Here is a 15,733-nt window from a genome sequence, read left to right on the forward strand (position 1 = left end):
CACAGTTCGGGGCGCTGGCGGCGCGGGTCCCACTGGGAGAACTCGTCCCGCAGCGAGAACACCCGCTCCTTGGCGCGGGCCTTCTCCTCGTCCCGTCGGCCACCGCCGAAGACGGCGTCGAACTTCTCCGCCTGGATCTTCTCGGTGAGCGGCACGGTCTGCAGGGGGTTGCGGGTGCCGTCCGGGCGCTCCTTGAGGACCCCGCGGTCGATGTAGTCCTGGACGGAGGCCACGTGCAGCCGCAGCCCGTGCTCGGCGACCGTGCGGTCCCGGTAGTCGAGGACCTCGGGGAAGTTGTGTCCGGTGTCCACGTGCAGCAGGGAGAACGGGATCGCGGCGGGCGCGAACGCCTTCAGCGCCAGGTGCAGCATGACGATGGAGTCCTTGCCGCCGGAGAAGAGGATCACCGGCCGCTCGAACTCGCCCGCGACCTCGCGGAAGATGTGGACGGCCTCGGACTCCAGCGCGTCCAGGTGCGACAGCGTGTACGGGGTGCCGGTCTCCCCGGAGACGGCGGCGACGGTCGTCGTCATGCCAGACCCCTCTCGGTGAGCAGCTGGTGGACCAGCGCCGCGGACTCCTGGACCGTCTGGTCCTGCGACTCGATGCGCAGGTCAGGGTTCTCGGGGGCCTCGTAGGGGTCGTCCACACCGGTCAGCCCGGAGATCTCACCGGCCGCCTGCTTGGCGTACAGCCCCTTCACATCGCGTACGGAGCACACCTCGACCGGCGTCGCCACATGCACCTCGACATACGCGGCACCGCTCGCCGCGTGGCGCTTGCGGACCGCCTCGCGGCTGTCGGCGTACGGCGCGATGACCGGCACGAGCGCCTTGACGCCGTTGCGGGCGAGCAGGTCGGCGAGGAAGCCGATGCGCTGCACGTTGGTGTGCCGGTCGGCGCGGCTGAAGCCGAGGTCCGCGGTGAGGAACTCACGGATCTCGTCGCCGTCGAGGACCTCCACGAGGTGGCCCTCCGCGCGCAGTCGGCCCGCGAGTTCGTGGGCGATGGTGGTCTTGCCGGCGCTCGGCAGACCCGTGAGCCAGACGGTGGCTCCGGTGGCTCCGGTCGTCACTGGGTTCTCCTGGTTCGTCGCGGGAGCACGGCCCGTCCCGGGGCCGGTGTTCCCGACGGTCTCGGCTGTCTCGGTCACAGGTGCAGCCCGCACTCGGTCTTGGCGTTGCCCGCCCAGCGGCCCGCCCGCGCGTCCTCGCCGGGGGCCACCCGCCGGGTGCAGGGGGCGCAGCCCACGGAGGTGTAGCCGTCCATGAGCAGGGGGTTGGTGAGCACGCCGTGCTCGGCCACGTACGCGTCCACGTCGTCCTGCGTCCAGCGGGCGATCGGGGAGATCTTGACCTTGCCGCGCTTCTCGTCCCAGCCGACGACCGGGGTGTTCGCTCGGCTCTCGGACTCGTCGCGGCGCAGTCCGGTCGCCCACGCGTCGAAGCGGGTCAGGCCCTCCTCCAGCGGCTTGACCTTCCGCAGGAAGCAGCACAGGTCGGGGTCGCGGTCGTGCAGCCTGGGCCCGTACTCGGCGTCCTGCTCGGCGACCGTCTGCCGCGGGGTGATCGTGATGACGTTGACGTCCATCACGGCCTCGACGGCGTCCCGGGTGCCGATGGTCTCCGGGAAGTGGTAGCCGGTGTCCAGGAACACGACGTCGACGCCGGGCCTGGCCCGGGAGGCGAGGTGCGCGACGACCGCGTCCTCCATGGAGGAGGTCACGCAGAAGCGCTTGCCGAAGGTGTCCACGGCCCACTGGAGGATCTCCAGGGCCGAGGCGTCCTCCAGATCGCGGCCGGCCTGCTCGGCGAGCGCCTTGAGCTCGGCGCGCTTCGCCGCGTCCGGGTCGGTCGCCTCCTGATCGGCTGCGTCCGCCTGGGACGCGGATGTATCGGAATCCGCCTGAACGGCAGTCATATGTGATCCCCTCCGCTGTCGGCTCGTTGCAGCCCCCGGGACAACAGCCCGAGGAACTTCAACTGGAAGGCTCGATTGCACGCCCCGCATTCCCACGCCCCGTGACCTTCTTCGTTGGGGCGCAGGTCCTCGTCACCGCAGTAGGGGCAGTAGAAGGGCGTGGCGCGCTCGCTCACGACAGGGCCTCCTCGGCGGCCCGGCCGACCCAGGTGGCGAACCGCTCGCCGTCCTCGCGCTCCTCCTGGAAGCGCTTGAGCACGCGCTCGACGTAGTCGGGGAGCTCGTCGGCGGTGACCTTCAGACCGCGCACCTTGCGGCCGAAGCCGGCCTCCAGGCCGAGCGCGCCGCCCAGGTGCACCTGGTAGCCCTCGACCTGCTCGCCCTGGTCGTTGAGCATGAGCTGGCCCTTGAGACCGATATCCGCCACCTGGATACGCGCGCAGGCGTTCGGGCAGCCGTTGATGTTGATGGTGATCGGCTCGTCGAAGTCCGGGATCCGGCGCTCCAGTTCGTCGATCAGCAGGGAGCCGCGCGCCTTGGTCTCGACGATGGCGAGCTTGCAGTACTCGATGCCGGTGCAGGCCATCGTGCCGCGCCGGAACGGCGACGGGTTGACGGTGAGGTCCAGTGCCTCCAGGCCGGCGACGAGCGAGTCGACCTGCTCCTCGGTGACGTCGAGCACGATCATCTTCTGCTCGACGGTGGTGCGGACCCGTCCGGAGCCGTGCGCCTCGGCGAGGTCGGCGATCTTCGTCAGCGTGGTGCCGTCCACCCGGCCGACGCGCGGGGCGAACCCGACGTAGTAGCGGCCGTCGTTCTGCTGGTGGACACCCACGTGGTCGCGCCAGCGGGCCACCGGCTGGTCGGGGGCGGGGCCGTCGACCAGCTTCCGCTTCAGGTACTCGTCCTCCAGGACCTGGCGGAACTTCTCCGTGCCCCAGTCGGCGAGCAGGAACTTCAGCCGGGCGCGGGTGCGCAGCCGCCGGTAGCCGTAGTCACGGAAGATCGAGATGACGCCCTCGTAGACGTCGGCGACCTCGTCCAGCGGGACCCAGGCGCCGAGCCGCTGCCCGATCTTGGGGTTGGTGGACAGACCGCCGCCGACCCAGAGGTCGAAGCCGGGGCCGTGCTCGGGGTGGCGGACACCGACGAAGGCGATGTCGTTGATCTCGTGCGCCACGTCGAGCAGCGGAGAACCGGAGATCGCGGACTTGAACTTGCGGGGCAGGTTCGAGAAGGCGGGGTTGCCGATGATGCGCCGGCTGATCTCCTCCATCGCGGGCGTGCCGTCGATGATCTCGTCGGCGGCGATCCCGGCGACGGGTGAGCCGATGATCACACGAGGGGTGTCGCCGCAGGCCTCGGTGGTGGACAGGCCGACGGCCTCCAACCGCTCCCAGATCTCCGGCACGTCCTCGACGCGGATCCAGTGGTACTGCACGTTCTGCCGGTCGGTGATGTCGGCCGTGCCGCGCGCGAACTCCTGCGAGATCTCGCCGATCACCCGCAGCTGCCGGGTGGTCAGCCGACCGCCGTCGATGCGCACCCGCAGCATGAAGTACTTGTCGTCCAGCTCCTCCGGCTCCAGGATCGCGGTCTTGCCGCCGTCGATGCCGGGCTTGCGCTGGGTGTACAGGCCCCACCAGCGCATGCGGCCGCGCAGGTCGTTGGGGTCGATGGAGTCGAATCCGCGCTTGGAGTAGATCGTCTCGATGCGCGTCCGCACATTGAGACCGTCGTCGTCCTTCTTGAACTGCTCGTTGCCGTTCAGCGGGGTGAAGTGACCCGCGGCCCACTGGCCCTCGCCACGGTGACGGCTCACCTTGCGGCGGGGCGTGGCGGGGTTCTGCGGGGTGGCGGCCATGGTGTGTATGTCCTTCGGGAAAGGCGTGGAAGCGGCTCTGACCCGCGCTTGCGCGCGCATGCGGGCACACGCGGGCGGCGTGTGCGACGCCTGCGCGTCCTTGCGCGGGCTGAAACAGAGAAGGGTGCGGCGCTGTCGCCCGGGGTCGTCCAACCCCTCGCGGTCGGGCTCAGCTCACCGGACAGATGGCGCTGGACATGCGGCCGAGGTCGACGTGCCGCCGACTCACCAAGGCAATTCCAGTTCCAGACATGACGGAAGCGTGGCACGCCTCTTTAGACCGAGTCCACCGTCATCCATATTCCGGACAAGGATGTCTCGCATCGCGAGACGATGTGATGTGGGTCATGGTGTGGACGGGGCCGCGCCGGGCCAGGGCCCCGGCGCCGTCGCGTCGGGCTCCTCCGTCACCTTCGTGTCGAACAGGGCGAAACCCCGCCGCAGGTAGTTCGCCATCGCGTGCTCGCCGTCCCGGGAGCAGGTGTGCAGCCAGACCCGCTTGGTGGGCGGCAGCCCCGGCCACCGCTCGGCGAGGTCCCAGGCACGGGCCGTCCCGTACGACAGCAGATGCCCGCCGATGCGCCGCCCCCGGAACCCCGGGATCAGCCCGAAGTAGACGATCTCCACGACCCCGCCGTCCTGCGGCTCCATCTCCACATAACCGGCGGGCGTGCCCCGGTCGTAGGCGACCCAGGTCTCCACGCCCGGCCGCTCCAGGTGCTCCCGCCACCGCTCGTACGACCACGACAGCCGGTCGATCCACAGGACGTCCCCGCCGACCGAGGCGTACAGGAAGCGGCTGAACTCGGGGGAGGGGACCTCGGCGCGCACGACACGGACGTCGTCGCCCTTCGGCGCCGCGGCGGGAAGCAGATCGCTCGGCGAGGTCTGCTCCAAGGACCAGGTGGTGACGGTGCTGCTGCTCATGGGGCCCAGGGAACCACGCCCCCCGTCCCGCCTCCAAGGCCGGGCCGGGGGGCCGGCGCCTAGTCGAGCGCGTCGTCGATGTCCGACAGTTTCGCCGCGTACAGCACGCGTTCCGGGATGGGGGTGGTGAGGGTCCAGATCTCGTCCGTCTCCGGTGAGTAGGAGAGGGAGGTGGTGTGGCGTCCCCAGCAGGCGCCCGAGCGCAGGTCCGACCGCACGCCGGCCCGGTCCGCCGTGCAGGTCGCGGCCTCGGCGCCGTCCTCGTCCTGCCGCCAGAGCGTGCCGTGGCTCTCGCGCTCCTCGGCGGCCTGGTCGACGTACCAGTTCCCCTGGTGGGCGAGGACGCCCCGGACCCCGGAGGCCTCCGTCTCGTACGCCTCGGTGGCGACCGCCTCGCTCCGGCGGCCCGTGGTGGTGAGCAGGCCGGTGCGGTCGCCGGTGAGGTCGAGGGCATAGCGCCAGACGCGGGTGGGCCGCTCGCCGCCCGGCCGGGAGCGCTCGCTCGCGACGACGCTCGGCGGGGTCGACGTCCGGTCCAGGGAGAGCGAGCCCAGGCAGGGTACCCCGTCGGCGTTGCGCGCGTCACAGCTACCGCCCGCCGCCGGGGTGTAGGAGGCGACCGCCGGCAGCGCGTACCGGTAGTGGTGGGCCGACCAGCCCTCGCCCGACCTGCCGACCGCCTCGCTGTCGGTCACGTCGGCGCGCAGGAAGCGGGCCAGGTCGAACACGTACAGGGAGTCGTCCTGCCCGCCCCGGCTCCCCGGGCCCCGGGCGGTGACGATCAGCTTGTCCTGGTACCAGGCCATACCGCCGAGCCGCGCGCGCAACCCCTCGAAGCCCCGCTCGTCGGCCGTCGGCACGACCAGCAGCACCCAGCGGTACCTCAGGTCCGACGGATCACGGGCGTCGACGAACGCGACCCTGGCGAGCCCCGCGTCGTCGGCGCCGGAGGCCACCGAGCCGTCGGCGCGGACGCGGCCCCCGGCGCCGCTGTGTGTCCAGCCGGACGCGATGACCCGGTTGTCCCGCGAGGTGGTGACCGAGCGGGGGACCCACCGGTCGTCGACCGCGTCACCCGGCTCCCAGCAGTACGCCCGCACCGCCGCCGGCTCCACGGGCAGATTGTCCTGCTCGGTGCGGAAGCAGTCGGCCTCGGTGCGCATCGCGTGGTTCGCGCTGCCCAGCACCTCGTCGAGCCCGACCCCGCCGCCCGTCTCGTCGGCGAGGGCGCGCGGCCCGGCGCCGTCGGTCAGGGTCTCGCGCAGCTGGAGCGCGCGCAGCTCACCGGAGGAGGTGATCGAGGAGAGGGCGCCCGGCGTATCGCCGCCCGCCGCCTGCGACGTGCTGATCAGGGTGGCGGCCGCCGTGAGCGCCAGCGCGGTCCCCGCCAGGGACGCGCGCAGCGCACGCCCCCTTCTGCGTCGTCGGTGCCTGCCGCGGTGCTTCATCAAACCTCCCGGGGACGGCCAACTGCTCACCGAGAACAAGATCTTGACGGAGAGGCAGGTGGGGCGGCCTGGCAGCGATGCTACGTCAGTGGGACACGTGTCACGCCGAGGTCCCGGGAAATACAGGGAGATCCCTCACCCCGGGGCCATGATCCGTTCACCGGTACGAGGACGGGATGTTCGGCGGGGGCTCACAGGTTCGGCCCGGCCCGCTCGTGCCCCGGGGGCCCGTCCGCCCGCAGGAGGCCACCCGGCGCACCGCCCCGCGACCGCACCACCCCCGGCGCCACCGAGTGCGGCAGCAGGTCCAACGGGCTCTCCGGAAGCAGGACTTCGACCTCGGCGCGCTCGGTGAAACGGTACGGCCGGTGATCGAGGAAGGGACCGAGATAACGGCGCACCCGGGACATCTCCGCCCGGACCGTGACCGTGCGCGCGGGGTCGCCGAACATGTCGTCGGCGAGGGCGGATGCGCTGCGCCCGCCCCGGTGCAGGGCGAGCAGGTACAGCAGTTCGGCGTGGCGGGGGGTCAGCTCATGGGTCCAGGAGCCCGCGCAGCCGACGACGGTGACGGTCCAGCTGCGCGGGTGGGAGACGTCGAGGGTGATGTGCGTCGCGGTCGAGGCGGACGCGGGCTCCGCCGCGGGCCGTATCAACCAGCCCGCGGGCAGCGGCTCGACGGTGCACGGACCGAGCGCCGGCAGCCGGCAGCGGCCGGGGGAGAGGGACTTGGGCAGGGCCACCCGGCTGGTGTACGGCATACCGGTGACCGCGGCCGTCCAGCCGTCCCGGTCGACGGCGATCGCGCGGCCGCCGATGCGGGCCAACACCGGGGCCGCCACCGCCCGCAGCTGTTCGAGCGAGGCGAGGTGCAGCTCCCGCAGGTGCGCCTGGGCGAGTTTGGCGACCGAGTCGACGAGCGCGAGCGTGGAGGGGTGCAGGGTCTCCAGGGGCCCGCTGATGTCGACCGCGCCGAGGAGACGGCCGTCGCGGGGATCGACGATGGGGGCGCCCGTGCAGGTCCACGGGTGCAGGGCGCGCACGAAGTGCTCGGCGGAGAACACCTGGACGGCGCGGCGGGAGACCAGGGGCGTGCCGACGCCGTTCGTGCCGACGGTCTCCTCGCGCCAGTCCGAGCCGATCCCGAGTCCGTGCCCGTCGGCCTTGCGCAGCACGGCCGTACTGCCCTCGCGCCACAGCACCCGGGCGTCGGCGTCCGCGACCATCATGATGTGCTGCGTGGTGTCCGCCAGCGACAACAGCCCCTCGCGGAGCACCGGCAGGACATGACGCAGCGGTGAGGTCCGGCGGCGGCGCTCGACCTCGTCGCGGCCGAGGAGGTCGGACCGGAAGTCGTGGTCGGGGTCGACGCCGCCGCGCACCATGCGGCCCCAGGACTCCCGGATCGCGGGGCGCGGGGCGGGTTTCGACGGCCGTCCGTCGAGGGTGGAGGCGCGCATCTCGCCGAGGACCCGGGCCGCCCGGGCGGCGTCCGTGGCGGTCAGCCGCGTGACTTCCATCGGCGAGTGCGGCACACGTTCCTCCCCGGCGGGCCGGCCCCCTTCACGGCCCTGGTGGCCGTGGAAATCGGGATCCGCGCGACGGTGTTGACTGCGGGTTCGACTGCGGGTCTCCCAGTGTGCCGTTCTTCGGCCACGGAAGGGCGGCCTCCGGCCACAGAGCGCGGATCGGTTGCAACCCCCTGCAACCCTGGCGGACCGGCCCGTGCTCCTTGAAACTTGTTCAACGTCGCCCGGTGCGGCGTCCGCGCTCCGCTCCAAGGGGCCACAGAAGCGGGGGTGGTGCCGTGTCGGCGCAGCACCACCCCCGCCTCGGACGGCCCGGTCGCACCACTCGAAAGAGGGGGCGCCCGCCGCGAGGAGGGATGCCCCCCGTACGGCTGCGGCTCAGCTCACCGGACGCGCCCGGGCCACCACCGAGGCCAGATCCAGGGTGTGCGGCAGCGTGCCGAACGCCGAGCCCCAGTCGCCGCCGAGCCGGGAGGCGCAGAAGGCGTCGGCGACCGCCGGCGGCGCGAACCGCGTGAGGAGCGCGCCCTGGAGGACGAGCGCCAGCCGTTCCACGAGCCGGCGCGCGCGGGCCTCGATGCCGTCCAGATCCGCCAGTTCGGTCAGCACGCCCTTGATCGCGCCGTCGAGCCGGTGGTCGGCGCCCCGCGCCCGGCCCACCTCGCGCAAGTAGGCGTCGAGCGCCTGCGGTTCGCGCTGGAGGGCGCGCAGCACATCGAGCGCCTGCACGTTCCCGGCGCCCTCCCAGACGGAGTTCAGCGGGGACTCGCGCACCAGGCGCGGCATGCCGGACTCCTCGACGTAGCCGTTTCCGCCCAGGCACTCGGAGGCCTCCACCACCAGCGGGGCACAGCGCTTGGTGACCCAGTACTTGGCGACCGGCACCGCGAGCCGCAAGAACGAACGTTCGCTCTCGTCGCCCGCCTCGCCCGCCTCGGCCGCGTCGTACGCCGCCGCCAGCCGCATCGCCAGCGTCGTCGCCGCCTCCGACTCCAGCGCCAGATCGGCCAGCACATTGCGCATCAGCGGCTTGTCGACCAGCCGCCCGCCGAACGCCTCACGATGGGAGCAGTGGTGCACCGCCTGCGCCACCGCCTGCCGCATCAACGAGGCCGCGCCCAGGGCGCAGTCCAGCCGGGTGGCCGCCACCATCCCGATGATGGTGCGCACCCCGCTCCCCTCGTCCCCGACCCGGCGCGCCCATGTCCCGTCGAACTCCACCTCGGCGGAGGCGTTGGACCGGTTGCCCAGTTTCTCCTTCAGCCGCTGGATGCGGAACACGTTCCGCGAGCCGTCCGCCAGCACCCGGGGCACCAGGAAACACGTCAGCCCGCCCGGGGCCTGCGCCAGCACCAGGAACCCGTCCGACATCGGCGCCGAGCAGAACCACTTGTGGCCCGTCAGCTCGTACGTCCCGTCCTCGGCCAGCGGCCGCGCCACGCTGGTGTTGGCGCGTACGTCGCTGCCGCCCTGCTTCTCGGTCATGCCCATCCCGAACAGGGCGCCGGCCTTCTGGTCGGCGGGCCGCATGTCCCAGTCGTAGAGCCGCGACGTCAGCCGGGGCTCCCACTCGGCGGCCAGCGCGGGGTCGGTGCGCAGCGCGGGCACCGCCGCGTGGGTCATGGACAGCGGGCAGCCGTTGCCGGCCTCGACCTGGGTCCACACGACGAACGCCGCCGCCCGCCGCACATGACCGCCGGGCCGGGTCCAGGCCGCCGTCAGCCCCGCGGAGACGCCCTTGCCGAGCAGCCGGTGCCAGGACGGATGGAACTCCACCTCGTCCACCCGGTTCCCGTACCGGTCGTACGCCCGCAGTTTCGGCGGGTTCTCGTCGGCGAGCCGCCCCCACTCCTGCACCTGCCGGGAGCCCGCCGTACGGCCGAACCCGGCGAGTTCGTCCCGTGCCTCCGCCACGACCTCCGGCGCCAGATGCCGCTCGACCGCCTCCGCGAGCACCTTGTCGGCGGTGAAGACGTCGTAGTCCACCAGGGGCGGAGCCTGATTGGTCACTTCGTGGGTGCTGGATGCCATATCCGGAACCTACCCGTCGGTGTGATGTCGTCACGGCGACGCTCACCGGTATCCGGCGGGCGGGTGTCCGGCGCCGGACGAGGACGGTCCGGCGCCGGATCGCGGAGGCCGGCTCAGACGGGCGCCGCCAGCTCGCCCGTCCCCAGGTCGCCCGTGCCGAACTCCTCCGCCGGGTCGAGCACGCCCTCCCCGTACTGCTCCAGCGGCCAGCCCGGCCGGTAGATCGTGTCGAGGTAGCGTTCGCCGAGGTCGGGGGAGACCGCCACCGCCGTGGTGTCGGGCGAGCCGTTGCGGGCCAGCCACTCGGCGGCACCGCTGACGACCGTGCCCGTGGAGCCCCCGAAGAGGAAACCCCGGCGGGCCATGCGGTGACAGGCGCGCACGGTGTCGATCTCCTCCACGCGGACGACGTCGTCGACGTAGGACGCGTCGAGGAGCGGCGGGGTCACGCTCGTGCCGAGCCCCGGGATCATCCGGCGGCCCGGCGCCCCGCCGAACGCGACCGAACCGACGCTGTCCACGGCCACGATCCGCACCCGGCGCCGCCGCTCCCAGAACCACTGGGCGCAGCCCATCAGCGTCCCCGAGGTGCCGACCCCCACGAACAGCACGTCCAGCCGCGGGAACTGCCGGGCGACGGCGGGCGCGGTGGTGCGGTAGTGCGCCTGCCAGTTCGCCTCGTTGGTGTACTGGTCCAGCCACACGTACCGCGGGTCGGTGGCGCACAGCGCGCGGACGTACGAGATCCGCGCCCCCAGGAAACCGCCGTGCGGGTCCGGCTCGGAGATGACGTGCACCCGGCTGCCCAGCGCCTCGATCACGCGCCGGGTCTGCGGATTGCACCGGGAGTCGGTCACGCACAGGAACCGGTAGCCCCGGCTCGCCGCGATCATGCTCAGCGCGACGCCCAGATTGCCGGACGACGACTCCACGAGCGTCGAGCCGGGCCCGAGCCGTCCCTCCCGTTCGGCGGCCCGCACCATCTCGGACGCGGCCTTGAGCTTGATCGAGCCGGCGAAGTTGAACCCCTCGCACTTCAGGAAGAGCCCGTGTCCGACGACCTGGCGCAGATCGACGTACAGCTCCTCCTCGTTGAAGTCCGTGGGAACGGATATGACTGGCACCGCTGCCCCCCTGGTTGTGCGATGTCGTACTCGCTGCGTCCGGCGGTCAGCCGTGGCGGCGCAGCTCGTGGAAGAAGTCGTCCACGACCCGCAGTCCGCCGGAGCGGGCCACCTGCTCGTGGACATGGGCGCCGACCGCGAGGTCCAGGACCCCGAGGCCGAAGGGCGAGAAGACCACCGGACGGTCCGCCGGCACGGTCGCCCGGCCGGTGAGGACGTCATGGAGCGTTCCGTCGAGGAAGTCCCGCGCTCCGGTGAGCTGTTCGGTCAGGTGCGGTGACGTGTTCGCCTTGAGGCAGTGCTCGACGTCGTCGACGAAGTTCGCCGACGCGAGCAGCACCTCGGGCGCGAGATCGCGCAGCGACACGTGCAGCACCAGGGGGTTGTGGGCGAACCACTTCGGCTCGTGGATGTGCGGTTCGCCCGCGATCGTCGCGAGGACCACCAGGTCGCTCGCCCGGATCACGTCCTCGGCGTTGTCGTACACGGTCACCCGTCCGTCCGCCCCGGACCGCTCCAGGTACCCCTGGAACCCCCTCGCGCTCTCCGCGGCCAGGTCGTGCACCCCCACCTCCTCGAACGCGAAGCCGGTCGCCGCGAGGAACGTGTGGATGTACCGGGCGATCAGACCCGTGCCGAGGAACCCGACCCGGACCGGGCGCGGCGCCCCCCGGCGCGCGTCGCTCAGCCGGTCGGCCGCCAGCGCCGCCGACGCCGCCGTCCGGGTCGCGCTGATGACCGAGGCCTCCAGACACGCGAACGGATAGCCGGTGGCGTGGTCGTTGAGGATCAGCACGGCGGACGCGCGCGGCAGCCCGGACGCCGTGTTCTCCGGGAAGCTGGAGATCCACTTCAAGCCGTCCACCTGGAAACTCCCGCCCAGCGACGCGGGCAGCGCGATGATCCGCGAGGAGGGGCGGTCGGGGAAGCGGAGGAAGTACGACGGCGGGTTGACCGTGTCGCCCGACTCCCCGTCGCCGTGCAGCAGATAGGCGGACTCGACCAGTTCGACGATCTCCCGTTCGCGGCCCCGCAGGGCCTGCTGCACCTGGGCGCCGGAGATCACGGCGAAACCCGGAACCTCGGTCATCGGAAGCTCACCTCGTCCTTCGCGTCGGAGACATGGGGCCGTGACCCCGCGTGCCACGGCTCTGTGCTTCGCGGTCCTGCGTGTCGCGGTCCTGTGTGTCGCGGTCCTGCGTGTCGCGGCCGGCCGGCCGAACCGGGTCCGCCAGCCCCACCAGCACCTCGCGCGGGCCCTCGAACGGCTCACGGCTGTGGGCGCAGCGGATGTTGTCCACGAGCAGCAGGTCGCCCGGCCGCCACGGCGCGCGGACGGTGTGCGTCTCGTAGACCTCGTTGAGCGTCGCCACGACATCGGCGCCGATCGGATCGCCGTCGCCGTAGCGGGTGTTGAAGGGCAGGCCGTCGGGCCCGTACAGGTCCACCAGGTACTCGCGGACCTCGGGGTCCATGGTCCATTCGTTGAGGAACGCGATCTGGTTGAACCAGCAGCGGCGGCCGGTCACCGGATGCCGGAGCACGGCGGGGCGCCGCTGCCGGGTGTGCAGCGACCCGTCGGGCCGCCACGCGAACTCGATCGCGTGCGCCCGGCAGTACGCCTCGACGACCGTCCGGTCGGCGGTGCCGAACGCCTCGGCGACCGACGCGCCGATCTCGTCGTTGTACGAGCGGGTGAGCAGCCAGCCCTCCCGCTCGAACCGCTCGGTCAACTCCGGCGGCAGCGCGGCGAGGACGGCCTCGGCATCGGCGATACCGGTCGCGCCGCCCCGCTCGGCGGCCTCCAGACAGGCGAAGAGCAGCAGGCCGGGGACGTCCAGCGCGTAGCTCGACTCGTGGTGCATGCACATCGGCTGGTTCGACGGCCAGGCGGTCGAGGAGTGCACCCCGTCCGCGTACGTCCGGCGTGGCGCGAAGGCCTCCCTCTCGGTGGTCAGTGTGTCGGCCACCTGGTGGAAGACGGCGCCCGCCTCCGCCGCGTCGCGCAGTCCGAGGCCGCGCACGAGCAGTGAGCCGTGCTCGGCGACGGCGGCCCGCAGGGCGCCCCGGTGACCGGCCACCCACCGGACGGCGGGTTCGGCGGGCGAGACGGTGAGGAACGGCGGCCTGTCGGTGGAGAGTTCGATGGGGAGGTCGGTCGACAGGTCGAGGTCCGGCTGCGCGGGGGCGGCCGGGGCCGATGCCGGCGTCGCCTCCGTGTCCCCGCGGCCGCGGCGCGTTCCGCCGCGTCGACGGCTCAGAAAGCTCACGACTGCCTCCCCACGGTGTCGGCGGCGGAGCGCGGCGTTCCGTCGCCGGTCGCCGCCCCCGCCCTCGTGTCGATCAGCCCGGCCAGCCCGGCCAGGGTCGGATGCGCGGTCACGTCCTTGGGCGACACCACCCGGTCCAGGGCGATCGCCAGCTTCACCGCCGACAGCGAGGTGCCGCCCCGGTCGAAGAAGTGGTCGTGCCGCCCGATCCGGTCCCGCGGCACCCCGAGCACCTCGGCCCACACGGCGGCCAGCCGCTCCTCGGTCGGGGTGGCCGCGCGCCGCCCCGACCCGCCCCGCAGCGCGTCGAGTTCCTCGGCCAGCGCGGTCAGCGCCCGCCGGTCGACCTTGCCGTTGGCGGTCAGCGGCAGGCTCTCCCGCCAGTGGAACACCGACGGCACCATGTACGCCGGCAGCGACGCCGCCAGCCGGTCCCGCAGCGCCTCGGCCGCGAGCGGCCGGCCCGAGTGGAAGGCCACCAGGTGCGCGCCCCGGGCGACCACGACCGCGCCGTCCCGTACGCCCGCGACCTTGAGCAGGGCGTTCTCCACCTCGCCGATCTCGATGCGGAACCCGCGCACCTTGACCTGGGTGTCCCGGCGGCCCAGGAACTCCAGCTTGCCGTCGGGCCGCCAGCGCCCGTGGTCCCCGCTGCGGTAGAGCCGCTCACCGGGCCGGTACGGATCGTTGGTGAACGCCCGCGCCGTGCGCTCCGGATCGTTGACGTACCCGCGCCCCACGCACACCCCGGAGAAGACGATCTCCCCCGGCGCGCCCAGCGGCACGAGCGCGAGGTGCTCGTCGACGACGTACACCCGGACGTTTTGGACGGGACGGCCGAGCGGCACCCGGTCCCCCTCCGGCGCGCGGTCCATCACCTCGTGGTTGGTGTCGTCCGAGGTCTCCGTCAGCCCGTAGGCGTTGACCAACGGGACCCCCGGCTCGGTGGCGAACCAGCGCTCGGCCAGCTCCTTCTTCAGGGCCTCCCCGGTGACCGACACCCGGCGCAGGTCGGGCAGTTCGCGGGGGTGGGCTTCCAGATGGGCGAGGACCGCTTCGAGGTACGACGGCACCACCTGGACCACGTTCGCCCGGCCGTCCGCGATCCGGTCGACGAACCGCTCGACGTCCAGGATCACCTCCTGCTCCACGAGCAGCGTCCGCCCGCCGGCCAGGGGTGCGGCCAGCAGCTGCCACAGGGAGATGTCGAAGCACTGGGGCGCGGTCTGCGCGACCACGTCCCCCTCGCCGATGCCGAGGTCGTCGAGCTTGGCGTGCAGGTGGTTGACCATCCCGGCGTGCTCGCACATCGCGCCCTTGGGCTCGCCCGTGGAACCGGACGTGAAGTAGATGTACGCCAGCCGGTCCGGGCCGATCTCCAGGCCGAGGTCGGCGTCCGGGTGGGCCTCGTCGTAGGCGTCCTCGACCAGCAGCCGCCGCACCCCGGGCAGGCCGGCCAGGGCCCGGTCCAGCGTGGCGGTGCTGCCCCGCTCGGTGAGCGCCAGCTCGCAGCCGGCGCGGGCGAGGGTGGTGGCGACCCGCTCGGCGGGGAAGTGCGGCTCGACGGGCAGATAGACGCCGCCGGCCTTGAACACCGCGAGGACGGCCGCCATCCAGTCCAGGTTGCGCTCGGTCACCACGGCGACGACGCCCTCGTGGCCGAGGCCCCGGACCAGCAGGGCCCGACCGAGCTGGTTGGCGCGGGAGTTGAGCTCGCGGTAGGTCCAGTGCCGGTCGCCGTGCACGGCGGCGACCGCGTCCGGGTGCGCCACCACCCGCTGCTCGAACAGCTCGTGCACCCGGCGGTCGGGCAGGTCGCGGTACGGACCGGCCAACCCGTCCAGCTGGAGGCGGAGTTCACCGTCCGACACCAGGCTCCGCCGGCCCTGCTCGGCGTCCGGTTCGGCGGCGAGCCGGGTGAGCGCGGCGACGTGGTACCCGGCGATCCGGGCCGCGGCGTCCTCGTCGAGCACGTCCGTGCGGTACCGCAGCCGCAGCGCCGGACCCTCGGCCCGGCGCACCGGCCCGACCCGCAGGACCACGCCCTCGTCGAGGTCGCCGTCGCCCCCGTCGATGTCGAGCACGGTCTCGAAGCGCGGTTCCTCCAGGCCCAGTTCGTGCCGCAGCGCGGCCACCGGGAACCCGGCGTGCGTCAGCAGCTCGGCGGTGGCCCGGCGGGTGTGCTCCAGCAGGGCGCGCCAGGTGTCCCGGGGCGCGGCGGTGAGCCGGCAGGGCAGCAGCCGGCCGTCCGCCGGCAGGCCGATGGTGACCTCAAACTCGCCCGACAGGGCGGCGAGCACCCTGGCGTGCGCGGCGAGCAACGCGATCGCGCCGTCCGCCGCCGTGCCGTCCGCCAGCTGATCGCACGAGTGCGGGGCCCGTCGGGGGCGTCGGCCTTCCGTGCTGCCCGCTGCCGCGCCGTCTGCTGACGTGCTGTGCTCAGCCGTGCCGTCCGCTGCCGTCAACAGGCCCTTCGGCAGCGGTACTTCGTGGGTGGCGACCCCTTTCGCCGGGGCGGCGCTCCACCGCGGTACCGCGGTCCGCCCCCCGGCGGTGAGCACCTCGTGCCAGTACGTCCGGGCAGCGTCGCCCGGCTTCGACCGTTCCATGTTCTTCCCCC

Annotated in this window: 14 protein-coding genes; all 14 read right to left on the reverse strand. The window is 72.8% G+C overall.

Going from position 1 to position 15,733, the window contains the following annotated elements; translation table 11 throughout:
• Positions 1-533 (reverse strand): sulfate adenylyltransferase subunit CysD (cysD, locus tag ACZ52C_RS40885; protein WP_469079608.1); only part of this gene is annotated, 533 nt, incomplete at its 3' end.
• Positions 530-1,075 (reverse strand): adenylyl-sulfate kinase, encoded by a 546-nt coding sequence (gene cysC / locus ACZ52C_RS40890; protein ID WP_469079609.1) that lies wholly within the window; start codon positions 1,073-1,075, stop codon positions 530-532. The genes cysD and cysC, both read right to left, overlap by 4 nt.
• Positions 1,076-1,149: 74 nt before the next feature.
• Positions 1,150-1,920: a phosphoadenylyl-sulfate reductase gene (locus tag ACZ52C_RS40895; RefSeq protein WP_469079610.1), complete on the reverse strand. Its 771-nt coding sequence runs from the start codon at positions 1,918-1,920 to the stop codon at positions 1,150-1,152.
• The gene (locus tag ACZ52C_RS40900) at positions 1,917-2,096 is read right to left on the reverse strand and encodes a hypothetical protein (protein WP_469079611.1); all 180 of its coding nucleotides are present in this window, start codon (positions 2,094-2,096) and stop codon (positions 1,917-1,919) included. Before ACZ52C_RS40900 ends, ACZ52C_RS40895 begins: the two co-directional genes overlap by 4 nt.
• Positions 2,093-3,784, reverse strand: a complete 1,692-nt coding sequence (locus ACZ52C_RS40905) for a nitrite/sulfite reductase (RefSeq protein ID WP_469079612.1) — start codon at positions 3,782-3,784, stop codon at positions 2,093-2,095. Before ACZ52C_RS40905 ends, ACZ52C_RS40900 begins: the two co-directional genes overlap by 4 nt.
• A 169-nt stretch (positions 3,785-3,953) precedes the next feature.
• Positions 3,954-4,037, reverse strand: a complete 84-nt coding sequence (locus ACZ52C_RS40910) for a putative leader peptide (protein ID WP_309474722.1) — start codon at positions 4,035-4,037, stop codon at positions 3,954-3,956.
• 92 nt (positions 4,038-4,129) lie between these two features.
• Positions 4,130-4,711 (reverse strand): GNAT family N-acetyltransferase, encoded by a 582-nt coding sequence (locus ACZ52C_RS40915; protein WP_469079613.1) that lies wholly within the window; start codon positions 4,709-4,711, stop codon positions 4,130-4,132.
• 59 nt (positions 4,712-4,770) lie between these two features.
• Complete coding sequence (locus ACZ52C_RS40920; protein ID WP_469079614.1) at positions 4,771-6,159, reverse strand: hypothetical protein; 1,389 nt, start codon at positions 6,157-6,159, stop codon at positions 4,771-4,773.
• 191 nt (positions 6,160-6,350) lie between these two features.
• Positions 6,351-7,679 (reverse strand): helix-turn-helix domain-containing protein, encoded by a 1,329-nt coding sequence (locus tag ACZ52C_RS40925; protein WP_469079631.1) that lies wholly within the window; start codon positions 7,677-7,679, stop codon positions 6,351-6,353.
• 387 nt (positions 7,680-8,066) lie between these two features.
• On the reverse strand, positions 8,067-9,719 hold the full coding sequence (locus ACZ52C_RS40930; RefSeq protein WP_469079615.1) for an acyl-CoA dehydrogenase family protein: 1,653 nt from the start codon (positions 9,717-9,719) through the stop codon (positions 8,067-8,069).
• 113 nt (positions 9,720-9,832) lie between these two features.
• The gene (sbnA, locus tag ACZ52C_RS40935) at positions 9,833-10,843 is read right to left on the reverse strand and encodes a 2,3-diaminopropionate biosynthesis protein SbnA (RefSeq protein ID WP_469079616.1); all 1,011 of its coding nucleotides are present in this window, start codon (positions 10,841-10,843) and stop codon (positions 9,833-9,835) included.
• A gap of 46 nt (positions 10,844-10,889) precedes the next feature.
• Complete coding sequence (sbnB, locus tag ACZ52C_RS40940) at positions 10,890-11,933, reverse strand: 2,3-diaminopropionate biosynthesis protein SbnB (protein ID WP_469079617.1); 1,044 nt, start codon at positions 11,931-11,933, stop codon at positions 10,890-10,892.
• Between the two features lie 7 nt (positions 11,934-11,940).
• Positions 11,941-13,113: a TauD/TfdA family dioxygenase gene (locus tag ACZ52C_RS40945; RefSeq protein WP_469079618.1), complete on the reverse strand. Its 1,173-nt coding sequence runs from the start codon at positions 13,111-13,113 to the stop codon at positions 11,941-11,943.
• A complete protein-coding gene (locus ACZ52C_RS40950) occupies positions 13,110-15,722 on the reverse strand; it encodes a non-ribosomal peptide synthetase (RefSeq protein WP_469079619.1) in 2,613 nt (870 codons plus the stop codon). The genes ACZ52C_RS40945 and ACZ52C_RS40950 overlap by 4 nt, the downstream gene beginning before the upstream one ends.
• Positions 15,723-15,733: the final 11 nt, after the last annotated feature.

The sequence above is a fragment of the Streptomyces sp. NPDC034049 genome, from assembly GCF_055575575.1.